The following is a 24,229-nucleotide window of genomic DNA, read 5'->3' as shown; positions in this document are numbered from 1 at the left end:
ATCAACATGGTACTGGCATCCATCCCCGCTCAACACGTAATATGGCAAGATATCATCAATTTAGCCGGGCGACACCCGGGTAATGGATCTCACTGTATGAATATACGGCTACTCCCGCTATTCGCGATCGCTATCAGCTTGATGGCTAGCGTTGCTCGTGCGGATGTCGACATTGATATTGAAGGGCTAGACGGCATTGCACAAGATAACGTCGAGACCTATCTCGCGGCGATTGCCCCAGAAGAGCGGGATGGCTCCTACCGGTTTATTGCTCGCGTCGAAAAAGACGTGCGCAAAGCGCTGCAAGCGGTGGGCTTTTATCAACCCAAGATCACCACAAGAATGGATGGAGACGCCACACTGGAGGTCAAGGTTGACCCAGGTAAACCCGTTCGCTTGGCGCAAGTGGATGTGGTGTTCACGGGTGAAGCGAACATGGATGACGACTTTCATGCCCTCAAGGCTGACGGACCGCAGCGGGGCGAGACTCTCAACCATGGAGCCTATGAATCCCTTAAAAGCCAAATCCAAAGCTTGGCGGTGAAAAAGGGATATTTTGATGGTCGCTTTACGCAAACGCGATTAGAGGTCGCGCCTGATCGTCAGCAAGCCTTTATTCGGCTTCAGTTTGCCAGTGGTAAGCGCTATCACTTTGGTGAGATTCGTTACCAAGGTGCGCAAATTCAGTTGCAGCGTCTCGACACTTTACGTGACTTTTCCCCGGGCGAGGCGTATCAGGTCTCGGCATTGGGCGAGTTTAACCAAGCTCTCGCGAATACCGGTTGGTTCTCCAGTGCCTTGGTGCAAGCGGACATGGAGCAAGCGGAAGATAATGAAGTGCCGATCAAGGTGACGCTCACCCCCGAAGCGCGTAACAAGTTTGAAACCGGGGTTGGGTATTCCACCGACATTGGTCCGCGGCTCAAGTTTAACTGGCGAAAGCCTTGGTATAACTCACGCGGCCACAGTCTCACCACATCACTGGCGATTTCTGAGCCCGAACAGACGCTAACCTCGACCTACAAGGTCCCCTTGGAGGATGTTTCCCGCGAGTATTATCAAGTGCAGTTAGGGTTACAAAATACCGATCAACGCGATACCTCCAGCCTCGAGGTGTCCACCTCTGTCTCTCGCCATTGGCTGTATGATACCGGCTGGCAACGCAGTGTCTCATTGCGCTGGCTATATGAAAACTACACCCAAGGGCAAGATGAAGACATCGTTAGCGTGGTGTTGCCTGGGATCAATTTCACTCGCACTCGCGCTCGCGGTGGGTTAATGCCGCATTGGGGAGACAAACAATCCATTACATTGGAAGCGGCCGATCCGATTTGGCTGTCCGACATCAGCTTGGTGCGCTTACAAGGGCGGAGTGCGTGGATTCGTAGTCTGAACAAAAACCATCGTGGCTTGCTACGCGTCGATGGTGGCGCTCTGATTTCTGAAGAGTTTAGTGAAGCGCCGCCATCGCTGCGTTTTTTCGCCGGGGGCGACAACAGCATTCGCGGCTATGCCTACGAAACTGTTTCTCCTGTTGATGACAGTGGTCAGCTAAGTGGCGCGCGCTATATGTTAACCGGTACGTTAGAGTATCAATATCGCCTCGGCGGCAACTGGTGGTGGGCGTTATTTACCGATGGCGGTGATGCGTGGACCAGTCATTTATCGTGGAAGCGAGCGGCCGGTACCGGTATTCGCTGGTCATCGCCGGTAGGCCCGATTCGTCTTGATGTTGCGCGTGGCTTTGATAATGACGATGATGATTTTCGTATACACCTTACGCTAGGGCCTGAGTTATGAGTCGTTGGTTAGTCAGGCTAACGTTTATTGCGTTAATCAGTACTTTTTCTTTGGTGGGGTTGGTAGCGGCCGCACTTTTTACACCTGTGGGCCTGCAGCTTGGGCTGTGGGGCGCGCAGAAAGCGCTACCTGCGCTATCAGTCGATGAGGCCGACGGCAGTCTACTCACCGGCTTTGTGCTACAAGGGGTGCGCTATGATGATGCGCAGCTGCAACTGAATGCCGAGCAGCTAAAGCTTGTTATCAAAGGTAAGTGCTTACTGACGCCTGCGCTTTGTATTAATCAATTGGCCGCCGAGGGGGTCACGCTCGATATTCATTTGCTCGCGAGAGAGGAGGATGCATCCTCGCAAGACGTATCCACGCCGGCAATCCAAGCGCCGTTGCCTATTCATATCAATGCCTTTGCCTTTAAGGATGTGGCGATTCAGGTTGCCGAGCAGTCGGTGAGTTGGCATCAACTGCAAGGGGGCGTGCATTTTGTTGGCGACACCTTAACCCTATCGCCGACCGATTGGCAGCAGCTGGTGGTGAGCCTGCCAAGCGATACTGAGCCTCAAGACGATACCGACCAAGCGGTCGGTAAACCGGATGGCGCGGTGGCAAGCCCGTCATGGCATTATCCGGGGCTGGAATTACCCACGGTGGCGTTGCCGCTGGCTATCGAGGTGGAGCAGCTTCGCCTGCAAGATACGCGGATTGAAGCGGGCACAGTACAAACCCTCTCAGCGTTATCTTTGGCGGGTAGCGTTCGAGGCAGTGCGGTGACTATTGATAGTTTCTCGGTGACCGCCCCCCAAGGCACGGCGAGCCTTGCAGGTGATATTACACTTAAAGGTGAGTACCCACTTACCTTGCAAGCCCAGTTGACCAATAACCTTGCTCCCCTTCAAGACCAAGCTTTATCGCTGTCAGCCTCAGGAAGCCTAGCCGCGCTTAAGCTAAGCGCGAATGCGCGCGGTCCAGTGACGGCGACACTGGAAGGAGAGGCAAACCTGCTGGCGGCAAACTTACCTTTTGCGGTGCAATTGGACAGCAAAGCCTTGGCGTGGCCGCTGACGGGGGACACGATCGCGGCATTGCGCGAGCTACACTTTCACGCCGATGGCGATCTATCTGACTATCAGCTTGGCTTACACACTGACGTTGATGGCCCTGACGTGCCAGCCACCCAGCTAGATCTTGCCGGAAGAGGCAGCCCGACGGCGCTGACTCTCTCGCAGCTTGAAGCTAATACGCTTGGAGGTAAGGTGGCCGGTCGTGCCAGCGTGGATTGGTCCAGCATACCTTTTTGGCAAGCTGAATTAGGCTTTGCCAACATCCAACCTCAGCAGCAATGGCCGGAGATCACAGGAGATCTAACCGGCGCAATCAGCCATCGTGGCCGCTTAACGGCCCAAGGCGGGTGGGAGGTATCTGTGCCTACGTTGGTGGTGCATGGGGAGTTGCAAAAACTGCCGCTAGCGGTCGCGGGCGCGCTTAACGCGCATGATCGTGATGGCGATGGTCAACCGAGCGTGTCGACACCGGGATTGACGCTGTCACACGGCCCCAACCAAGTGACGGCGCAAGGACAAGTGCGTGATGAGTGGCAAATGGGACTGTCGGTCGATATTGCCGATTTATCGCAATCCTTGCCGATGCTTACTGGTGTGATCCGCGGCGATGCGAAACTTAGCGGGCCGTTTGCGCAGCCAACCGCAAAGCTGGCGATTCATGCTAAGCAATTGCGTTGGCAAGATGTGCGCATTAATCAGCTAACGGTAGACGGTGATCTGACCGTAAAAGATCGCTTGAGTGGTGATTTGACTGTGTCGGTATTGGGCGGACGCTATCAAACCGCGCGCTTGGATAACCTCGATTTAACTGTGCGCGGTGATGAAGCGGCCCATCAGCTAGATTTGCGCTGGCAAGGGGCACCGGCGTCTGGCGCGTTACGCATTGAAGGCGCGTTAACGCGAGAGACAGGCTGGAAAGGGCGATTACTTGATACATCAGTGAACGTGGACGATCTTGGCGACATTGTGCAGCAAAGTGCGGCATCCATTGCGTTTAGTTTCGCTGATATGCAAACCGAAGTTGGCGAACATTGTTGGCAGTGGCAAGCAACGTCTTTGTGCTTATCGCAACCGGCAACAATCGGCGAGCAAGGTGATGTCGTCGCTAAAGTTGAAGGCTTTGAAGCGGCGCAAATCGCTGCCTTCTTACCGCCGGAATGGCAACTTAATACACGTGCCAATGCCGCGGTGCATGCACGCTGGCAGCCTGATGCCTCGCCGGATGTGCAAGCCTCGATTGATATCGCGGATGGCAATCTGCGCCAGCAGGCCGACACGCCACTGGTGATTGGCTGGCAGCATGCCAACCTCAATGCGCGTTGGCATCAAGATGCACTGCAAGGCGCGCTGGCACTCACCTTGTCTGAGGGCGGCACACTGGCATCAGCCTTTACCTTGAATGATCTGTTAGCGTCGACACGTACGATTGATGGGAATGTGCACGTGAATGCGGTGCAACTTGCCAAACTGGAACCCTTACTCGGCGGCGACAAACAAGCCGATGTTCATGGCGAAGTGAATGCTAACTTAAGCGTTAAAGGCCCGACTACATTGCCACAAGTCTTTGGTGAGCTGGATATCAGCGCATTACGTGTGAAAGGGCTATCATCGCCGGTTGATGTTAATGACGGACAGGTGACGGTCAATCTGGATGGTCAGCAAGGACAGTTAACCGGTCAGCTGATTACTCCCGATGGCACCTTGCGCCTCAAAGGCGAGGGTCGATGGCCGACCGTGAGAGATTGGTTATTTAATCTGAATGTCGCGGGCGATGCATTGCGGGTGAATGTGCCTCCGATGGTCCGTCTTGATGTCGCGCCTGACTTAACGGTTTCAGCAACCCCTGAACAAGTGGCGATTCGCGGCGATATTGAGGTGCCATGGGGACGGATTGAAGTGGAACATTTGCCGGAGTCGGCCGTTACTGTGTCGGATGATACGGTGATCCTCAATCAAAATTATGAGCCTGAAGACGCGGAACAAAAAGACGCGGTTCCCTTTAATTTGGTCACGGATGTGCGCTTAGTGCTTGGCGATGAAGTACGGCTGGCAGCGTTTGGCTTGAAGTCGCGTTTGGCAGGTGAACTTAATATTAAGAATAACCGCAAAGGCGCCTTGATTGTCGGCAACGTGAGCTTGCTGGAAGGGACCTATCGCTCATTTGGACAAGATTTGATTATCCGCAAAGGGGAGATCCTATTTAATGGCCCCGCGGATCAGCCGTATTTGCAAGTCGAAGCGATTCGTAATCCCGAGCGCACTGAGGGCGATGTGGTCGCGGGGATCCGACTCACAGGGCCTGCCGATGAGCCGGTAGCGACTGTATTTATGGACCCGGCCGGTTCACAGGCCAATGCCTTGTCATACTTGTTACGCGGCCGCGCGCTTGATGCTGGCGCCGGTGATGCCAATATGACCTCGATGCTGATTGGTTTGGGCTTGGCGCAAAGTGGCAAACTGGTGGGCGAAATTGGTCAGGCGTTTGGGGTCGAGGATCTCACTCTCGATACCTCAGGCGCTGGTGATGAGCAAAAAGTGGAAGTGTCCGGCTATATTCTGCCCGATCTAGAGGTGAAATACGGCGTGGGGATCTTCGATGCGATAGGGGTGTTTACGGTGCGCTATCGACTGATGCAAGACCTCTACCTTGAAGCGGTATCCGGTGTCGATCGGGCGGTGGATCTGCTCTATCAGTTTGAGATCAAATAGAGACAAAAAAGCCCGCGAGTTCACGCGGGCTGTGTTTCATTGAAGCGGCTGATTACTGTTTTGCGCGCTCAAATGAAGACAAGATTTCGTCTTTCGCCGCCTGGGCATCTTCCCAACCGTCAACTTTCACCCACTTGCCGGCTTCTAGCTCTTTATAGCGCTCGAAGAAGTGAGTGATTTGCGCTTTCAGCAGCTCAGGCAGGTCGTTCACGTCTTTCACGTGATCGTACTCTTTGGTTAGCTTGCTGTGCGGTACCGCGATCACTTTGGCATCTTCACCTGACTCATCGGTCATTTTCAGCACGCCAACAGGGCGGCAGCGGATCACTGAGCCAGGCACCAATGGGAATGGGGTTGGAACCAGCACGTCAACAGGGTCACCATCCAAAGACAAGGTGTGGTTCACATAACCATAGTTACATGGATAGAACATAGGCGTTGCCATGAAACGGTCAACGAAAACGGCGCCGCTGTCTTTATCAACTTCATATTTAATCGGATCGGCGTTGGCTGGGATCTCAATCACCACATAAATATCTTCAGGCAGCTCTTTGCCCGCAGGGACCTGGTTCAGGCTCATGGGATGTCCTTTTGTTTAATGAAAAAGTGTGTGCCAATTATAACCGCCAAGCGCGAAAATAACAGAGGCGACCGTATTGGCCGCCTCTTTATCTTGGAAGACTGTCGCTAGGCGTCTATTTTGCGCTTATTCGTCGTCATGATCCGGATAAGCGTCGAGGTATTCTTCGACTTTATCGACCATATTGCTTGAGCCAACAAAGAAAGGCACGCGTTGATGAAGTTCATTCGGAGCAATGTCCATGATGCGCTGGGTGCCATCGGTTGCTTTGCCGCCGGCTTGCTCAATAATAAAGGCCATCGGGTTGCACTCATACAGCAAGCGCAGTTTGCCATTGGGGTAGGCGAGCGTGCTGGGGTAAAGGTAAATACCGCCTTTAAGCAGGTTGCGGTGAAAGTCGGCGACCAAAGAGCCAATATAACGCGACGTGTAGGGGCGTTTTTCGTTAGGGACGTTTTCTTGACAATACTTGATGTATTTTTTGACGCCTTGTGGGAATTTGATGTAGTTCCCTTCGTTAATCGAATAGATGTTGCCGTCTCTAGGAATGATCATGTTTTCGTGAGACAGGCAAAATAGACCGAGGGACGGATCATACGTGAAACCGTGCACACCATCACCCGTGGTGTAAACCAACATGGTGGATGAGCCGTAGATGATATAGCCGGCGGCGACTTGGCGGTGACCGGGCTGGAGAAAATCTTCTTCGGTGGGCGGAGTCCCTACCGGTGATACGCGGTGATAGATAGAGAAAATGGTGCCAACAGACACATTAACATCAATGTTAGAGGAGCCATCAAGCGGGTCAATCAACACCACATATTTGGCATTACGGTTGAGCTGTTTATTAAAAATAACCGCGTCATCTTCTTCTTCACTGGCGACGCCACACACTTGGTCGCGCGCTTCCATCGCGGCTTTAAATTTTTCGTTGGCATAGACGTCGAGTTTTTGCTGCTCTTCACCTTGCGCGTTTTCCGTGCCAATCGCGCCAGCAATGTCGACCAAGCCGGCTTTGTTGATTTCACGGTTAACAATCTTGGCGGCCAGACGAATCGAGGCGAGAAGAGAAGATAAATCACCGCTGGCGTGCGGAAACGCGTGTTGCTTCTCAACAATGTACTCGCCGAGGGTCTTAATGTCGGGCATTCTCAATCCTTAATGATGATGAACTGTCTTTCTTGTGCAATCGGATACATGGGCAGTGGGCTGCCTCTTGAAATCGCCGCTATTCTAGCCTTCGTGACTTTTTAATCGTACTGAAGAAATGAATCAGGCCAGGGAAGTGTGATCGCGACATAAAAACCATGTCAGATGCGCGCAAGCGATAAGACCCAAGCGTTAATCCGAGGCATAATAACCGCCTGCGCCAAACGGTAGGGCAATCAACAATACAGTGAAGGCTATGCATATTCATATTTTAGGCATCTGCGGGACTTTTATGGGTGGCGCAGCCATGCTGGCAAAACAACTGGGGCACAGGGTGACGGGCTCTGACAGCCATGTTTATCCCCCGATGAGCACGCTACTTGAGTCTCAGGGAATCGATATTATTGAAGGCTATGATCCCGCTCAGCTTTCTCCCGCCCCAGACTTGGTGGTGATTGGCAATGCCATGAGCCGTGGTAACCCTTGTGTCGAGGCGGTCCTCAATCAAGGCTTGCCGTATACGTCAGGCCCGCAATGGCTGCATGATTTTCTCCTGCAAGACCGCTGGGTACTCGCGGTCTCCGGCACCCATGGAAAGACCACCACCGCGAGTATGCTGGCGTGGATTTTAGAAGACTGTGGCTACGCCCCCGGCTTTTTGATTGGCGGAGTGGCGAGTAACTTTAACGCGTCGGCGCGATTAGGTGATAGCCCGTTTTTTGTGGTGGAGGCGGATGAGTATGACAGTGCGTTTTTCGATAAGCGCTCTAAGTTTATTCATTACCAACCGAAAACCTTAGTCATCAACAATCTCGAGTTCGATCACGCCGATATTTTTGATGATCTGGCGGCGATTAAGAAACAATTCCACCATGTGGTACGCACTGTGCCGGGGATTGGGCAAATCATTGCGCCCTCGGACGATGCCAATGTCGCAGAGACGCTTGCCATGGGATGCTGGAGCGAATGCGTCTATGCGGGGCCGGATGGTCAGTGGCAGAGCGTGAAAAAAGACCCGGCTGGTAGCCAATTTGACGTGTACTTTGCCGGTGAGCTCGTGGCGACGGTGAGCTGGGACTTGGTTGGCGATCACAATGTGCGTAACGCGTTGATGGCCATCGCGGCAGCGCGTCATGTGGGGGTGACACCTGATTTGGCCTGCCAGTCGCTCGAAAAATTTATCAATACCAAGCGTCGGCTTGAGTGGCGCGGCGAGCAAGCCGGTGTCACTGTGTATGACGATTTTGCCCACCACCCGACGGCGATTCGACTGACCCTTGAGGGCTTGCGCGCGAAAGTGGGCAGTGGCCGTATTTTGGCGGTGCTCGAGCCACGCTCCAATACCATGAAGCAAGGTGTGCATAAAGACACCTTGGCAGCGTCATTAGCGCGTGCTGACGCGGTGTTCTTATATCAACCGCAAGGGCTAGATTGGTCGCTTGAAGCGGTGGTGGACAGCTGCGCGCAGCCTGCCCATATCCATGCCGATATTGATGCGTTGGTGACGGCCTTATGTGAGCAAGCGCAAGCAGGCGATACCGTGTTGGTGATGAGTAATGGCGGCTTTGGTGGCATTCACGACAAGCTGCTAACTGCACTGGCGAGTAAGGAGACGGTTTATGGCGGATAAACGCATCACACTGGCGTGGACAGGTGCATCCGGTGCGCCCTACGGGCTACGTTTGCTCGAGTGCTTGCTTGGACAAGATTATCAGGTCTTTTTACTGATCTCGTCGGCCGCCCGTGTGGTGTTGGCGACCGAGCATGGTCTGAAGCTACCCGCCGGGCCGGACGCGGCGAAAAAGGTGTTAGTGGAACATTTACAGTGCCACACCGATAAGTTGGTGGTATGTGGCAAAGAGGATTGGTTTTCGCCGGTTGCTTCAGGGTCCGCGGCGCCGAAGCAAATGGTGGTGTGCCCCTGCTCGGCAGGCTCGCTATCGTCCATTGCACATGGGTTGTCCGATAACCTTATCGAGCGTGCGGCGGATGTGGTGCTTAAAGAGCGCGGACAGTTGCTCTTGGTGGTGCGCGAGACACCGTTTTCGACCTTGCACTTAGAGAATATGCACAAGCTGTCACAGATGGGGGTAACGATTATGCCCGCCGCGCCCGGTTTTTATCATCAGCCTCAGTCAATTGACGACCTCGTAGACTTTATGGTGGCGCGCATTTTGGACCACTTGGGGGCAGAACAAACCTTGGTGCCGCGCTGGGGCTATGATCAACGCGAGCGGTGAACAATGTTCAGGCACGCATCGGCGTGCCTGAACCCTATGGTTAAGGTTTTAGCACCATCACATGGACACTCGCCCCTTCGAGCACTTTGGCGGCGACCGAGCCCAGCATCATTTTATTGACACGTGAACGCTTATGGCTTGGCATCACAATCAGATCGCAGCCGATGCGCTCGGCGGTTTTAATGATCCCCTTGTAAGGCTTCCCTTCTTCAACCGATACTTGGCGGGCCACGCCTTTGGGGACATATTTATCCGCAAATCCTTGTAAGTTGCGTTTCATATCGCGTTTCATTTTATTGGCGGCTTCTTCAGGGAAGTAAGAGGCGACCATCGAATTGTGAATGCCGGGCAATACTGTGAGCAGGTGGATTTTGGCACCTGACTGGCTGGCGAGCCAAACGGCGTGATCCACCGCAGTATCTGCAAAGCTTTCGTCGTTCAAATCAACGGGAACCAAGATATGTTTATACATAGCGATATCCTTTGCTCTTATAAAAGAAAGGGGCACGTGTTAAACACGTCCCCCTGTTATTAGGCTTGGCGAATACGACGGCGCTGATTCCACCCCAACAATGCCAATAGCAAGAGGGTGGGGACAAACACCCACTCTTTCCATGGGCGGACATTATCGATAGTCACTGTTTTGATTTGCCAATCAAAATCAATACCTGCTTTGTCAGCGTCACTGCCAAATTGGATCATGTCTACCAACAACTTGTCATCTTCCTCGCGAAGCATTAAGCCCGTGTCGTTAATGCGGGCTTCGCCGCTCTCAAGGCTATGATCCACGGGCAATACCACGTGTTTGGAGACTTGCTCACCAAAGAAGTTTTCCCCTTCCACTTCAAGCTGCAACGGTTTTCCTTCTGGTAGCTGCTCTGCCACACGGGTGATCTCTGTGCCTGGGAAGCTGGTGGTCGGCGGGTACACCTCGTCCCACCAAAACCCTGGACGGAAAAGGGAGAAGGTAATCAATAACAATAAGGCGGTTTCCCACCATTTGTTTTTGGTCATCCACCAACCTTGTGTTGCGGCAGAGAATGCCAGCATCGCGATGGTCGCCGACACAATGGTTAAAATCAGATGGAAGGGGCCATCGAGATCGAGCAACAACAACTGGGTGTTGAAGATAAACATAAACGGCAAGATCGCAGTACGGATGTCGTAGGTAAAACCTTGTACACCTGTTCGTATCGGATCCGACTTAGCAATGGCCGCCGCCGCAAAGGCAGCCAGCCCCACAGGGGGCGTGTCATCGGCCAGAATACCGAAGTAGAACACAAATAAGTGCACCGCGATCAGTGGAATAATCAGCCCCTGCTGTGCGCCTAAGGTGACAATCACCGGCGCCATCAGGGTAGAGACCACGATATAGTTGGCGGTGGTCGGTAGCCCCATCCCCAACAATAAGCTGATCACCGCAGTAAACAGCAACATCAGGAATATGTTGCCGCCGGAGATAAACTCGACGAAGTCTGTCATCACCAACCCGATGCCAGTGAGGGTGACCGTACCCACCACGATCCCGGCCGCTGCGGTGGCGACACCGATACCGATCATGTTGCGTGCACCGGTGACAAAGGCTTCTGCTAAATCCGTCACCCCGTCGCGAATTTCTTCTTTAAAGTTAGTGCGTTGGTTGAAGTAGGCAATGAGTGGGCGCTGGGTGAGAATGATAAAAATCATAAACACCGTTGCCCAAAACGCAGAGAGGCCTGGCGAGAAGCGCTCGACGGTCAAACACCATACCAGCACGCCGATGGGCAGCAGGTAGTACAAGCCAGAACGCACGGTGGGGCCGGGCTCGGGGACCTCGGATAAATCGGCCGCTGCGGGGTCTTCCGCTGCTTGCGATTTATACTGGGCGGAGTAACGCACCAACAATACATAGGCAATCAGTGTGAGGGTACCGATGACCACGGTTGCCATGGCACCAAATACGTCTTTGGTCCAGCCGATACCGTAGTAGACCGCAGCGCTGAGTACTAACAAGCCAACAAACACCGTCATGAACGAGAACAGTTTTTGCAGTACCGTGCTGGTATGACGGCGCGGTAAGCCTTCCATGCCGGCTTTACAGGCTTCTAGGTGCACGATGTAAATCAGCGCAATATAAGAGATCAGTGCTGGAAGTAGCGCGGCTTTAATCACCTCGACGTAGGAAATCCCCACGTATTCCACCATCAAGAATGCCGCGGCACCCATAATCGGTGGGGTGAGCTGGCCATTGGTTGAGGCGGCAACTTCGACCGCCCCTGCTTTATGGCTTGGAAAGCCTACACGCTTCATCAACGGAATGGTAAAGGTCCCGGTGGTGACGACGTTGGCAATCGACGAGCCTGAGACAAGGCCAGATAAACCAGAGGCCACCACTGCCGCTTTGGCGGGGCCGCCACGCATATGGCCCAACAGTGAGAAGGCCACTTTAATGAAGTAGCCGCCGGCACCGGCGCGGTCGAGCAAGGCACCAAACAGGACAAACAGGAATACAAACGAGGTAGAGACGCCCAGTGCCACCCCGAAGACGCCTTCAGTAGTCAGCCACAAGTGTGACATGGCTTTGTTCAAGCTCGCGCCTTTGTGAGCGATGACGTCCGGCATGTAAGGGCCGGCAAAGGTATAGAGTAAGAACACACCTGCCACCACCATTAGCGGTGGGCCAAGGGCTCGGCGTGTTGCCTCGAGCATCAGAACCATACCAATGGCGGCAACGGTGATATCAAACGAGGTATAAGCGCCGGCACGGTCTGCGAGCTGATTATAAAAAAGGAAGAGATAACCGGCGGCTAAACTGCCCGCTAGGGCAAATACCCAATCGAGTAATGGCACTCGATCACGTGGTGAGGTCTTTCGCGCGGGGTAGGCGGTGTAGGCCAAAAACATCGCGAACGCTAAATGGAGCGAGCGTGCTTCTGTGTTATTGAGAACGCCAAAGTCGAGCGCGAAAGGTAGCGGCGACGCATACCAAAGCTGAAAAAGGGACCAGCAAAGTGGTACCAGCCAAAGAATACGTCCTGATAGTCCATCCGGTGAGCGAGCGCCTGTATCTGCTTGCGCCACCATGTCTTGCACATCAGGAGACGATTGATGTGTCTTCGTCATGCAGTTTGTCCTTATTATCATATGCACCGCTGATGCGGCTACAGTGTCCCGAGAAATGCATACCCGGCTGCGTCACTGTGAAAAGCGATCAGCCAGTCGGCAGCCCACTGTTACGCTCGCAGTATAATTGACGATTAACAAAAGCGTGAACAGTGTGTGGCAGCTAAAAGCTGATAGTAACAGAGGGGTATCAAAAAATTAAAACGATGTTATCGCTTTTGTGCAAGCGTGAGCGGCTTAATGGTGAGGCAATGCAGGCAGCGGCGTCGCGCTGCCTGATAGGATAATCAATAATGATACTCAAACAGATCGCACACGGCCTCAAATAAGGCTTCTGTGCTCGTCCCTCGAGTGGGGGTGATGAAGATGGTGTCGTCTCCGGCGACCGCGCCTAGAATGCCTTCGGCCTTGCCCAATGAGTCAAGAAGCCGTGCGATAAGCTGCGCGGCCCCTGGTCCGGTATGGATGACCACCACGGCTTCGTTATAGTCGATCTCCATCACCAGCTCACGCAAGGCACTACCGGTGGTGGGAACACCGAGCTCGATCGGCAAGCAATAGACCATTTCCATTTTGGCGTTGCGTGTTCGCACCGCGCCGAATTTGGTCAACATGCGTGATACTTTCGACTGGTTAATGCCCTCAAATCCTTGAGCACGTAGGGCTTCGACAATCTCACCCTGAGAACTGAACTTTTCTTCTTTGAGGATCGCTTTAAACGCTCGAACCAATTGGTCTTGTTTTTCTGAGTTACGCATGACGGCAGACTCGCAATGACAAACGAGTGGCTATTTTGCATATACATGCAGCGAGGGGCAATCACCGAGGGTGTAAAATGGCGACAATATCACTGTTGCAAATAAGAGACGCAAAACCAAATAAATGCGACGCGTAAGGGATAACGAAAAAATGAGAGCTTAGGCTGATCATCACCGCCTGAGGCTTGAGTGGGGGTAGGGGCAGGCATATGATGAAGCAACAGTTCGCACCATTGATGGGCGATTTGTGCCCGAACAGAAGCCGGACCGGATCCGGACTATAAGAAATATCGAAAGGAGAACGACATGAAAGTTGCTGTGATTGGCGCCGCGGGAGGCATTGGCCAGGCTCTAGCCCTACTGCTAAAAAACAACTTACCAGCCGGTTCCGACTTGGCTTTGTACGATATCGCACCTGTCACCCCAGGGGTGGCGGTTGACCTGAGTCACATCCCCACGCCGGTCACCATTAAAGGCTACAGCGGCGAAGACCCAACGCCAGCGCTGGAAGGGGCTGACGTGGTACTGATCTCTGCGGGTGTTGCCCGTAAGCCGGGTATGGATCGCTCTGATTTGTTCAATGTGAACGCAGGCATTGTTAAATCCTTGGCGGAAAAAATTGCTGATGTGTGTCCAAAAGCGTGTGTGGGTATCATTACGAACCCGGTCAATACCACGGTGGCGATTGCCGCTGACGTGCTGAAAGCAAAAGGCGTGTATGACAAAAACAAACTGTTTGGTGTCACGACACTGGATGTGATCCGCTCTGAAGCCTTTATTGGTGAACTGAAAGGGATAGACCCACGTGACGTGTCGATCCCTGTGATCGGTGGCCACTCGGGTGTGACGATTCTGCCGCTACTGTCGCAAGTAAAAGGCGTGACATTCAGCCAAGAAGAAGTAGAAGCCTTGACGCCACGCATTCAAAACGCCGGCACCGAAGTGGTAGAAGCTAAAGCCGGTGGTGGTTCCGCAACCTTGTCAATGGGTCAGGCTGCATGTCGATTTGGCCTATCGCTGGTGCGTGCCTTGCAAGGTGAATCAAACGTGGTGGAATGTGCTTACGTGGAAGGCGACGGTCAGCATGCCCGCTTCTTCGCTCAACCGGTACGTCTGGGCAAAAACGGTGTGGAAGAAATCTTGAGCATCGGTGAGCTGAGCGCGTTTGAGCAACAAGCGATGGACAAGATGCTAGAAACGCTGCGTAAAGATATCAAAATGGGTGAAGAGTTCGCGGCCAAATAGCAGGCATTCGACTCTCACGAGGAAAGCGGCGCAACAGCGCCGCTTTTTAGTTTGGCGGAAGTGCTTCTGCTTCGATTGATTTAGGTGTTGCGGTCAACCGCTAAATGCGCTAATGCCACTAAGGCTTGTTTATAAGGGGTCTCTGGCAGTATATCGAGCGCACGGATGGCTTTTTCCGATTCCTGCTCGGCACGTTTTCGCGTATAGGCCAGTGAGCCGCAAGCGTCCATACAGGCCAAAATTGCCTCGAGTTTATCGCGGCCATTGCCTTTTTCAATGGCGGTACGAATCATCGCTGATTCTGCTTCTGAGCCGTGTTGCATCGCGTGCAACAACGGTAACGTCGGTTTACCTTCTGCCAGATCATCACCCGTTTGCTTACCCATTTCATCGTCAGCACTGGTGTAGTCAATCACATCATCAATTAACTGGAACGCCGTCCCGAGATAACGACCATAGTCTTGGAGGGCTTTCTCCATGTCTGCGTCTGCTTCGTTGAGAATCGCGCCAATCTGGGTGGCAGATTCAAACAAGCGCGCGGTTTTGGAGTAGATAACCTGCATGTAACTGGTCTCAGTGGTGTCAGGGTCGTTACAGTTCATAAGCTGTAATACTTCCCCTTCGGCAATCACATTGGTGGCCTCACTCATTAAATCCAGAATGCGTAACGAGCGCAGGCTGGTCATCATTTGAAAAGAGCGGGTGTAAATGTAATCACCGACCAAGACACTGGCCGCATTACCAAACAAGGCATTGGCGGTTGCATTACCACGGCGCAAGTCCGATTCATCGACCACGTCATCATGGAGCAAGGTAGCGGTGTGAATGAACTCAATAAACGCGGCAGCTGTGGTGTGTTTGTCACCGTCATAGCCGAGGGCTCGAGCGGCTAATACTGCCAGCATCGGGCGCAGTCGCTTGCCACCGCTGTTAACGATGTAAAAGCCGAGCTGATTGATTAGCGCGACATCAGAGTTTAACTGGGCGAGGATCTTTTGGTCGACCTGCGCCATGTCATCACTAATTAAGGCTTGGATTGATTTGAAATCCATGAATATATCCGGGCGTTGTCCTAGTTACTTGCCTGCCGAGCTAACGAAATCAATCACAACTTACTCGCAGCAAGAGGCGAAATATTGCACGTTAATACGTTCAGAATGGCGTGAAACCTTCGTCAGTATCGGCACCAGAGCGGGTATTTAGCTTGGCATAGTACACCAGATGACAGGCGACGAGATAGCGCTCGCACAGGGAAAATGTGCGGGAATTAATGCTGAGCACCTTTTCACCAATTTTCTTGCTTTCCCCTCTTGCCTCAAATCAAATTCTGCCGTAGAATTCGCGCCCTATTGATGGATTATATGCGCACCCCTTGTTGCTCAATAATGCAGCAGGCCGTGCGGAAATGCGGAGTAAAACATGTACGCAGTTTTCCAAAGTGGTGGTAAGCAACACCGAGTAAGCGAAGGCCAGACTATTCGCTTGGAAAAGCTAGACGTTGAAACTGGCGCAAGTGTAGAACTTGACAAAGTATTGCTAGTGGCAAACGGCGAAGACGTTAAAGTTGGCGCGCCTTTTGTTAGCGGTGCAAAAGTGACAGCAGAAGTTGTTACTCACGGTCGCGGCGATAAAGTGAATATCGTTAAGTTCCGTCGTCGTAAACATTCTCGCAAGCACATGGGCCACCGTCAGTGGTTCACTGAAGTCAAAATCACTGGCATCAGCGCTTAAGAGTAGGAGAGAGAAGAGATGGCACACAAAAAAGCTGGCGGTTCTACTAAAAACGGCCGCGATTCAGAAAGTAAACGCCTAGGTGTTAAACGCTTCGGTGGTGAGTCTGTACTAGCAGGTAACATCATCGTTCGTCAACGTGGTACTAAATTCCACGCAGGCACTAACGTAGGTTGCGGTAAAGACCACACTCTATTCGCTCTGTCTGATGGCAAAGTGAAATTTGAGACCAAAGGTCGTCATAACCGTAAATTCGTTACTATCGAAGCTGAATAAGCTTCAACGCCAAGCGAATTTCTGAAGCCCTGCCTTTTGGCGGGGCTTTTTATTGTGTCTGGTGATCACTGGTCAGTGAGCGTTTGATAGAGCAGCGCAGAAAGTCGGTCAAAGCAGAAAAATGATCCTAAGATCGATAAGATCGCCATTCACTAATCTGGGATATGGCTAGTTGCAATAAACGTACGTTTTAGCAATTGGTGCGGAGAAGTTAGCATGAAGTTTGTAGATGAAGCGATTATTCGCGTCGATGCCGGGGACGGAGGCAATGGTACTGTCAGCTTCCGGCGGGAAAAATATGTCCCTAAAGGGGGCCCAGATGGCGGTGATGGCGGTGATGGTGGTGATGTCTATCTGCTCGCCGATGAAAACCTTAATACCCTGATCGATTATCAGTTTGAGCGCTTTCACTCTGCAGCGCGTGGTGAAAACGGTCGCGGCGGTAACTGTACCGGTAAACGCGGTGAAGACTTGGTACTGAATGTGCCTGTTGGTACCCGGGCTGTTGATGAAGACACGGGCGAGGTGATTGCCGACTTAACCCAGCATGGCATGAAAGTGATGGTGGCCAAAGGTGGGTTTCATGGCCTTGGCAATACGCGTTTCAAATCATCTGTCAACCGCGCCCCACGTCAAAAAACCATGGGAACCAAAGGCGAAGTTCGTCAGCTGCGTTTGGAGCTGTTGTTGTTGGCCGATGTGGGGATGTTAGGTTTGCCGAATGCGGGCAAATCGACCTTTATTCGTGCGGTGTCGGCGGCAAAACCGAAAGTGGCTGATTATCCCTTTACCACGTTAGTGCCTAGCCTTGGGGTGGTCCGTGTAGCCGCTGACAAGAGCTTTGTGGTGGCCGATATTCCTGGTCTGATTGAAGGTGCGGCTGATGGCGCGGGACTGGGTATTCGCTTCTTGAAACACCTGGAGCGCTGTCGTGTGTTGTTGCACATGATTGACTTGCTGCCCGTTGATGGTACCGATCCGGTCGATAACGCGTTCACCATTATTGATGAGCTGAACCAGTACAGCGAAAAGCTGGCGGATAAACCGCGCTGGTTGGTATTTAACAAAGTGGATCTGATGCCAGAAGACGAGGCTCAGGCGCAAATTGATCGTGTGCTAGAAGCTCTGGCGTGGGATGACAAATACTACGCGATATCCGCGATTAACAAAGCGAATGTCCAACCGCTTATTTACGATCTGATGGCATCGATCGAGGCGCTACCTGCGCCGAAACCTGAGGTTGAGCCGGAAGATGAGACGGTAGCGTTCAAGTGGGATGATCACCACGAACAACAGCTCAATCAAAGCGATGACGACGATGATTGGGATGATTGGAACGAAGACGACTACGACGTCGAGATCATCTACAAGCCTTAATCCTAAAAAGCCGTTACGCCTGTAGCGGCTTTTTTTATGTCCGATTTGGCGATAATCTGATCGCAACTTTATTTGCATCAAAGACCGTGACGGGTCGGTAATGAATACTGCGAGCAGATAAGGGCAATGTAAGAGGGATTTTTAAGGTGGGAAAGCGGTTAACCGAGCCAGAGCAACGTGCTATATCGCGTTTAGTGATTGAAGTGGGGCAGCGACTGTTACAGCATGGTGCGGAAAGTAAGCTCGTCAGCGATGTGAGTATTCGCTTAGGGCGAGCGCTAGGACTTGATAGCGTTGAGTTGGCGTTATCAGCGAGCTCCTTGGTGGTCACCACGCTCAGTCAAGGTCATTGTATTACCACCGCCAGACGTTGCCCCGATCGCGGGATCAACATGAAAGTGGTGACCGATATCCAACGCACGGTCATTTTGGCCGAGAAAGGGATCCTCGATGCCTTAGCAGTGCGCAAGCGCTTAAGTCGTATCGAACCCTTTCGCTATCCGCCTTGGCTGGTGGTGGGGATGATAGGCTTGTCGTGTGCGGCTTTCAGTCGATTAGCGGGCGGCGATGCTGTGGTGTTTGCACTGACGTTTATGGCGTCTGCCACTGGCATGCGAGTGCGCCAGTTAATTGCCCATCGTCACTTCAATCCGCTTCTCACCTTCGCCGTCACTGCGCTGGTCACAACCTTGATATCCAGTGTGGGCACCATTATGGATTGGGGCAACGAACCTTTCCTCATCATGGCATCATCAGTCTTAATGCTCGTACCCGGCTATCCGTTGATAAACGCGGTATCAGACATGGTTAAAGGCTTTGTCGATATGGGGATCGCACGCTGGACGATGGCATCCTTACTCACCTTGGCGACAGCGCTGGGGATTGTCGGCGCAATGAATTTGGTGGGAGCATGGGGGTGGTTATGAGTTTATTGCTCGCCTTACTAGAAGACATGTTCTTTGCCATGATCCCCGCGGTGGGATTTGCATTGGTGTTCAATGTGCCGGTTAAAGCGCTTAAGTATTGTGCTTATGGTGGCGCGGTTGGCCATGGCTTACGCTTTTTATTGATGGAGTCTGGTGTCGCCATTGAGTGGGCCACGCTGGCAGGCGCGACCACAATTGGCTTTTTAGGTGTTTACTGGTCACAACGCTTTTTGGCGCATCCCAAGGTGTTTACCGTGGCAGCAATTATCCCGATGATCCCAGGCGTTTACGCGTTTAAAGCGATGATTGCACTGGTAACCATCAACAATCAAGGCTATAGCCCGGCGCTTTGGGCGAGCCTGATTGAAAACCTAACTACCGCGGGTTTCATTCTCTCGGCCCTGGCCATTGGCCTTGCGATGCCGGGGTTATTGTTTTATCGTCGCCGTCCAGTGATTTAAGAAAAAGGGCACCTGTAATGCGCGTCAGTTTAGTGGCTGCAATGGCACACGACCGAGTGATTGGTAAGAATAACCAAATGCCATGGCATTTGCCGGCGGATTTAGCGTGGTTTAAGCGCACTACCTTAGGGCATCCTGTGGTCATGGGGCGTAAAACCTTTGAGTCAATTGGTCGCCCACTGCCCAAGCGACCGAATATTGTGATCAGTCGCGATCCTGACTTTCAGCCAGAGGGTGTCACAGTGGTGAGCTCGCCAGAGCAAGCGCTTGAAACCGTGGCCGAATATGAGGAGGTCATGGTGATTGGTGGCGGTACGATTTATCAAACATTTTTGCCCCGCGCTGACCGTTTGTATCTTACCTTTATTGATCTTGATGTCGACGGCGATACCCGCTTCCCGCAATGGGGGGAAGGGTGGAAGAAAACAGAGGTAGGCTCACACCCTGCGGATGACAAAAACGCCCACCCTGTTACCTTTACTGTTTGGGATCGCGCTTAGGTGATGTTTTTTCTGCTGGGAGGGTAAAGCAGGCTTTGTCTTCCCAACGCAGTAGCGTGAGGCTACCGCCCCAGACACACCCGGTATCTAACCCATAAAGCTTGGGTTGGATGGTGCCATTTAATGCCGCCCAATGGCCAAAAACTACCGCCTGATCAAGTGGTTGGCGTTCAGGTACTTCAAACCAGGGTAATAAGCCGCTGTCAGCCGCTTGGCTGGGCGGCAGCTTGCATTGCATGTCCAGGCGACCATCAGGGAAACAAAAACGCATGCGGGTAAAGCTATTGATGATATAGCGATAACGGTCAAGGCCGCTCAGTGGTGGATCCCATTGATCGGGGCTGTCTGCATACATGTTTTCCAGTAACCAGCGCTGCTCGTCACTGCGCAGTATCGCTTCGACCTCATTGGCACAGGCGACGGCAGTCTTTTTGTCCCACTGTGGGCTGATGCCCGCATGGGTCAGCAAAAAGCCACCGTCTGGCGCGGCGACATCCATCAGAAGTGGCTGCTGAGACAGCCAGCTAAGCAACGACTTTTTATCTGGCGCATCGAGAATAGGTTGGGTGTTGTCTTTGGCTTTAACAGGCTTAATACCGTGAGCCACCGCCAGCAAATGCAAATCGTGGTTACCCAAGACGACGCGCGCTGCGTCCCCGAGTTGATAAAAGAAACGTAACACGCCGAGGGAATCGGGGCCGCGTGCGACCAAATCCCCTACTGAGTATAAGATGTCTTTATCTGGGGAAAAATCGACCTGAGTGAGAAGCGCACGTAATGTGCGCTCACAACCATGGATATCCCCGACAAGATAGGTCGCCATATGCCTCCCTGTTGGGATTAGTGGAGAATGTTTGGCAGCGCGAGACGAAACGGTGCAATATCGACCTTAAACGACTGATCGTCTTGATCTTGCATGGTATAAAAGCCTTGCATCACACCCACAGGCGTCTCAATGATGGTGCCACTGGTGTAGGTATACTTTTCTCCCGCGGCAATCTTGGGTTGTTCACCGACTACCCCCTCGCCCTCGATTTCTAGCTCTTTGCCGTTGGCATCCGTGATTAACCATTTTCTTCGCATCAGCTGTGCGGGGGTGTCGCCGCGGTTTTTAATGGTGACCGTGTATGAGAAGACAAAGCGCTCATTGTCAGGCTCAGATTGGTCTTCCACATATTGTGTCGCGACGTGAATCTCGAATTGCGATTGTTCAGTGGCTTGCAAATCAAGGCTCCTGTTTATGATGAGTGATTGGCATCCAACCAGTTGGCCAAGCTGGAGAACTGCGCCAAGGTCATGTGTTCAGGACGTAAGCTGGGGTCGATACCAAGCTCAGTCAATGTATCGACACTAACCAATGACTTAAAACAGTTACGTATGGTTTTACGGCGTTGATTAAAACCTTCACGACACACACGCTCTAACCATGACAAATTGGTGACCGGATGTGGCAAGGTTTTGTGTGGCACTAAGCGCACAACCGCGGAGTCCACTTTCGGTGCAGGTTTAAAGGCAGTCGGTGGCACTTCCAATACCGGGATCACCTGGCAGTAGTATTGTGCCATGACCGTAAGACGCCCATATGCTTTGGTGCCAGGACCGGCTGCTAGGCGGTTCACTACTTCTTTTTGCAACATAAAGTGCATATCTTGCACTTGGTCGGCAAAAGAGAATAAATGGAACATTAGCGGCGTAGAGACGTTATATGGCAGATTGCCAAAAATCCGCAGTGGGCCTTGCTTGGCAAGCTCGGCAAAATCAAAGGCCATCGCATCGGCTTCATGCACCGTGAGTTTACGGCCCATGAAAGGGTGACTGCGCAAGCGCGCGGCAAGATCTCGGTCAAGTTCAACCACGTTTAGGTGGTCGACTTGCTCGGTGACTGGCTCAGTGAGCGCGCCGAGACCTGGGCCAATCTCGACCAAGTTCTCGCCGGATTGGGGATTAATGGCTGACACAATACCGTCAATGACATAAGGGTCATTGAGGAAGTTCTGCCCGAAACGTTTTCTGGCACGGTGGCCTTGATGGACTTTATCGCTCATGCTTGCTATCTACTAATTCAATGGCGTGGGAGATGGCCGTCCGCAGGCTTCCTGTATCCGCCGTACCGGTACCCGCTAAATCCAGTGCGGTACCATGATCTACTGATGTTCTGACAAAAGGCAAACCCAGGGTAATATTCACTGAGCGCCCAAATCCTTTGAATTTTAACACAGGTAGGCCCTGGTCGTGATACATCGCCAGTACAGCATCGGCATCTTGCAGATACTTTTCTTGGAAAAGCGTATCAGCGGGCAGGGGACCGACCAAATCCATCCCTTGTTGGCGTAGATCATCCAGCGCCGGCTCAATGGTGTCGATTTCTTCTGTTCCTAAACAGCCCCCTTCACCAGCATGCGGATTCAGGCCGCACACATAAATACGAGGGTGTGCAATCGCAAACTTCTCGCGTAAGTCTTGATGCAAAATGCCGATCACATCGTGCAAGCGCTCACGGGTGATGGCCTTGGAGACATAGGCCAATGGAATGTGGGTGGTGACCAAGGCGACGCGTAACCCTTCAGTGGCGAGCATCATCACCACTTGATTGACATTGGCGTGCTGGGCAAAAAACTCAGTATGGCCGCTAAAAGATACCCCAGCACGGTTGATGATGCCTTTATGCACTGGACCTGTGACAATCGCGGCAAACTCACCGCTCATGTTTCCTTCCGCGGCGCGGGTCAGGGTATCAAGCACATAGCGGCCGTTGGCTTCATCTAATTGACCAGGGGTCACCGCTGCGCCAATCGGCGTATCTGCGACGATAAGTTCGCCCGCCTTGTGTGCTTGCGGTTCAGTGCAGGGATCGTAGTCGCGTAAGCTGATGGCCAACCCTAACTGATTGGCGCGCTCGGCCAGCATTTGCTTATTGGCGACGGCGACAAGCTGATGTGGCCAGGCATGAAGTGCCATGGCCAAGACAAGATCAGGCCCGATGCCCGCAGGCTCTCCGGGCGTAATCGCGATACGCTCAGCTGTCATCGGTGAGCACCTCGACGTAAGCCCCTGCGCGTAGCTCTTGCAGCCAGGCTTGCGCCTCTTCGTTGAATTTTCTATTGAACAGCATGCGGTAAGCGCGATTTTTCACCGCTGCATCGGTTTTATCGACCTCGCGGCGATCAGTAACTTCGACGATATGCCAGCCGTGTACGGTTTTAAACGGCTCGCTGACTTGCCCTTCTGGCAGGGCATCGACTTTGGCCTTGAAGGCGGGTACATAAGCATCAGTGGTTGACCACCCTAGGTCGCCACCATTGACCGCAGAGCCTGGGTCGTCGCTGTATTGTTTAGCAAGATCGGCAAAGCGTTGCTCACCGCGCTGGATTTGGCTGACCATTTTGTTAAGCTCTTTTTGCGCGCCTTTATCACTGAGTACAATCGATGGCTTGATCAGGATGTGACGTGCTTTCACTTCGGTGACGGCGACGGTTTCTAGTCCTTGAACATCATCAATTTTGAGTATGTGAAAACCCACGCCGCTTCTAAATGGACCAATGATCGCCCCTTTACCTTGGTTGGTGATCTGGTCGGCGAAAATGGTCGGCATTTCCTCTAGTCGCAACCAGCCCCAATCACCACCGTCGAGCGCTTTAGGGCCTTTGGAGTACTCCATTGCCAGCTCGGCAATATTACCGTCATGGCGTAGGGTATCGACCAGGCGGTGAGCTTGCTTTTTCACGCTTTCACGCTCAGCTTTGCTGGCATCGTCGTCCAATTTGAGCTGAATGTGTGAAAGCTTGTACTTCACCTTTTGCATCTTTTGCTCATTTAACTGGCTGGCCAGCGTCTCAACTTCTTGCGGTAAAATGCTAATACGGCGACGTACTTGTGCATTGCGTGCCTCAGAAATGGTGAGTTCACGACGCACTTGTTCACGGTATTGCGCCCACGCGACACCTTGCTTGGCCATTTTTTCGCGCAGGGCTTGCACACTGACAGATTGCTCCTTAGCAATGTTTTCAATGGCTTGTTGCAGCTGGCTATCGTCTATCTGGATCCCTAAGCGTTTAGCCTCTTGCAGTTGTAGCTCTTCGATAATCAGCCGCTCACGCATCTGCTCTTCAAGTACATCTTGCGGTGGCAACTCGCGGTCGGCGGCATTAAGGGTAACAGTGCGACGCATCGCCGCCATATCACTTTTTAATACCACGCCGTCATTGACCACTGCGATCACGCGATCGAGTGCTTTCGGCGCCGCTTGTGTTAAAGGGGTCAGCAACACTAAAACGCCAGTGATGAGGGCGTGACTCCATTTGTTCATGCTTTGTCCAC

General features: G+C 52.6%; 22 protein-coding genes. 11 read left to right on the top strand and 11 right to left on the bottom strand.

The window, feature by feature from the left end; all coding sequences use genetic code 11:
• Positions 1–96: 96 nt before the first annotated feature.
• Positions 97–1,800: an autotransporter assembly complex protein TamA gene (tamA, locus tag BZG74_RS08770; RefSeq protein WP_201247369.1), complete on the top strand. Its 1,704-nt coding sequence runs from the start codon at positions 97–99 to the stop codon at positions 1,798–1,800.
• Positions 1,797–5,567: an autotransporter assembly complex protein TamB gene (tamB, locus tag BZG74_RS08765; RefSeq protein ID WP_077772244.1), complete on the top strand. Its 3,771-nt coding sequence runs from the start codon at positions 1,797–1,799 to the stop codon at positions 5,565–5,567. The genes tamA and tamB overlap by 4 nt, the downstream gene beginning before the upstream one ends.
• A gap of 52 nt (positions 5,568–5,619) precedes the next feature.
• Here the strand turns inward: tamB and ppa are convergent, their stop codons facing one another.
• Both ppa and fbp read right to left on the bottom strand, forming a co-directional pair.
• The gene (ppa, locus tag BZG74_RS08760) at positions 5,620–6,147 is read right to left on the bottom strand and encodes an inorganic diphosphatase (RefSeq protein ID WP_046074295.1); all 528 of its coding nucleotides are present in this window, start codon (positions 6,145–6,147) and stop codon (positions 5,620–5,622) included.
• Positions 6,148–6,273: 126 nt separating this feature from the next.
• On the bottom strand, positions 6,274–7,296 hold the full coding sequence (gene fbp, locus BZG74_RS08755) for a class 1 fructose-bisphosphatase (RefSeq protein ID WP_077772243.1): 1,023 nt from the start codon (positions 7,294–7,296) through the stop codon (positions 6,274–6,276).
• Positions 7,297–7,552: 256 nt separating this feature from the next.
• Here fbp and mpl point away from each other — a divergent pair, with 256 nt between their 5' ends.
• Positions 7,553–8,926 (top strand): UDP-N-acetylmuramate:L-alanyl-gamma-D-glutamyl-meso-diaminopimelate ligase, encoded by a 1,374-nt coding sequence (gene mpl / locus BZG74_RS08750; RefSeq protein ID WP_077772242.1) that lies wholly within the window; start codon positions 7,553–7,555, stop codon positions 8,924–8,926.
• The gene (locus tag BZG74_RS08745; protein WP_077772241.1) at positions 8,916–9,536 is read left to right on the top strand and encodes a flavin prenyltransferase UbiX; all 621 of its coding nucleotides are present in this window, start codon (positions 8,916–8,918) and stop codon (positions 9,534–9,536) included. The genes mpl and BZG74_RS08745 overlap by 11 nt, the downstream gene beginning before the upstream one ends.
• A gap of 40 nt (positions 9,537–9,576) precedes the next feature.
• On the opposite strand, the gene BZG74_RS08740 is transcribed toward BZG74_RS08745, so the two are convergent.
• The 3 genes from BZG74_RS08740 to argR form a co-directional block, all read right to left on the bottom strand.
• On the bottom strand, positions 9,577–10,008 hold the full coding sequence (locus tag BZG74_RS08740) for a universal stress protein (protein ID WP_077772240.1): 432 nt from the start codon (positions 10,006–10,008) through the stop codon (positions 9,577–9,579).
• Positions 10,009–10,067: 59 nt separating this feature from the next.
• On the bottom strand, positions 10,068–12,638 hold the full coding sequence (locus BZG74_RS08735) for a TRAP transporter permease (protein ID WP_077772239.1): 2,571 nt from the start codon (positions 12,636–12,638) through the stop codon (positions 10,068–10,070).
• A gap of 287 nt (positions 12,639–12,925) precedes the next feature.
• The gene (argR, locus tag BZG74_RS08730) at positions 12,926–13,396 is read right to left on the bottom strand and encodes a transcriptional regulator ArgR (protein ID WP_046074289.1); all 471 of its coding nucleotides are present in this window, start codon (positions 13,394–13,396) and stop codon (positions 12,926–12,928) included.
• Between the two features lie 306 nt (positions 13,397–13,702).
• Here argR and mdh point away from each other — a divergent pair, with 306 nt between their 5' ends.
• On the top strand, positions 13,703–14,641 hold the full coding sequence (gene mdh / locus BZG74_RS08725; protein WP_077772238.1) for a malate dehydrogenase: 939 nt from the start codon (positions 13,703–13,705) through the stop codon (positions 14,639–14,641).
• Positions 14,642–14,721: 80 nt separating this feature from the next.
• Here the strand turns inward: mdh and ispB are convergent, their stop codons facing one another.
• Positions 14,722–15,693 (bottom strand): octaprenyl diphosphate synthase, encoded by a 972-nt coding sequence (gene ispB / locus BZG74_RS08720; protein ID WP_077772237.1) that lies wholly within the window; start codon positions 15,691–15,693, stop codon positions 14,722–14,724.
• A gap of 367 nt (positions 15,694–16,060) precedes the next feature.
• On the opposite strand from ispB, the gene rplU reads away from it, so the two are divergent.
• From rplU to folA, 6 genes are all read left to right on the top strand, one after another.
• Positions 16,061–16,372, top strand: coding sequence for a 50S ribosomal protein L21 (gene rplU, locus BZG74_RS08715; protein ID WP_046074286.1), 312 nt, complete (start codon positions 16,061–16,063; stop codon positions 16,370–16,372).
• Positions 16,373–16,390: 18 nt separating this feature from the next.
• On the top strand, positions 16,391–16,648 hold the full coding sequence (gene rpmA, locus BZG74_RS08710) for a 50S ribosomal protein L27 (protein ID WP_069361675.1): 258 nt from the start codon (positions 16,391–16,393) through the stop codon (positions 16,646–16,648).
• Positions 16,649–16,864: 216 nt separating this feature from the next.
• Positions 16,865–18,025, top strand: coding sequence for an Obg family GTPase CgtA (gene cgtA, locus BZG74_RS08705; RefSeq protein ID WP_077772236.1), 1,161 nt, complete (start codon positions 16,865–16,867; stop codon positions 18,023–18,025).
• 146 nt (positions 18,026–18,171) lie between these two features.
• Positions 18,172–18,951 (top strand): threonine/serine exporter family protein, encoded by a 780-nt coding sequence (locus tag BZG74_RS08700; protein ID WP_077772235.1) that lies wholly within the window; start codon positions 18,172–18,174, stop codon positions 18,949–18,951.
• Positions 18,948–19,412 carry a threonine/serine exporter family protein gene (locus tag BZG74_RS08695; protein ID WP_046074282.1) on the top strand — a complete coding sequence of 155 codons (465 nt, stop codon included), beginning with the start codon at positions 18,948–18,950 and terminating at the stop codon, positions 19,410–19,412. Before BZG74_RS08700 ends, BZG74_RS08695 begins: the two co-directional genes overlap by 4 nt.
• 17 nt (positions 19,413–19,429) lie before the next feature.
• Positions 19,430–19,912, top strand: a complete 483-nt coding sequence (gene folA / locus BZG74_RS08690) for a type 3 dihydrofolate reductase (protein WP_077772234.1) — start codon at positions 19,430–19,432, stop codon at positions 19,910–19,912.
• Here folA and apaH read toward each other — a convergent pair.
• Genes apaH through surA form a run of 5 tightly spaced genes read right to left on the bottom strand, consistent with a single transcriptional unit; the run spans position 19,890 to position 24,218 of the window.
• Entirely contained in the window at positions 19,890–20,735 is an 846-nt protein-coding gene (gene apaH, locus BZG74_RS08685; RefSeq protein WP_077772233.1) for a bis(5'-nucleosyl)-tetraphosphatase (symmetrical) ApaH, read from the bottom strand. The genes folA and apaH overlap by 23 nt on opposite strands.
• 17 nt (positions 20,736–20,752) lie before the next feature.
• Entirely contained in the window at positions 20,753–21,136 is a 384-nt protein-coding gene (apaG, locus tag BZG74_RS08680) for a Co2+/Mg2+ efflux protein ApaG (RefSeq protein WP_077772232.1), read from the bottom strand.
• 14 nt (positions 21,137–21,150) lie between these two features.
• Entirely contained in the window at positions 21,151–21,957 is an 807-nt protein-coding gene (rsmA, locus tag BZG74_RS08675; protein WP_077772231.1) for a 16S rRNA (adenine(1518)-N(6)/adenine(1519)-N(6))-dimethyltransferase RsmA, read from the bottom strand.
• Positions 21,947–22,939, bottom strand: a complete 993-nt coding sequence (gene pdxA, locus BZG74_RS08670; RefSeq protein WP_077772230.1) for a 4-hydroxythreonine-4-phosphate dehydrogenase PdxA — start codon at positions 22,937–22,939, stop codon at positions 21,947–21,949. Before pdxA ends, rsmA begins: the two co-directional genes overlap by 11 nt.
• Positions 22,929–24,218, bottom strand: a complete 1,290-nt coding sequence (gene surA, locus BZG74_RS08665; RefSeq protein WP_077772304.1) for a peptidylprolyl isomerase SurA — start codon at positions 24,216–24,218, stop codon at positions 22,929–22,931. Before surA ends, pdxA begins: the two co-directional genes overlap by 11 nt.
• Between the last annotated feature and the right edge of the window lie 11 nt (positions 24,219–24,229).

The organism is Salinivibrio sharmensis, from assembly GCF_001995985.1.
Classification (GTDB): Bacteria; Pseudomonadota; Gammaproteobacteria; order Enterobacterales; family Vibrionaceae; genus Salinivibrio; species Salinivibrio sharmensis.
This window is presented reverse-complemented; position numbering and strand designations above follow the sequence as displayed.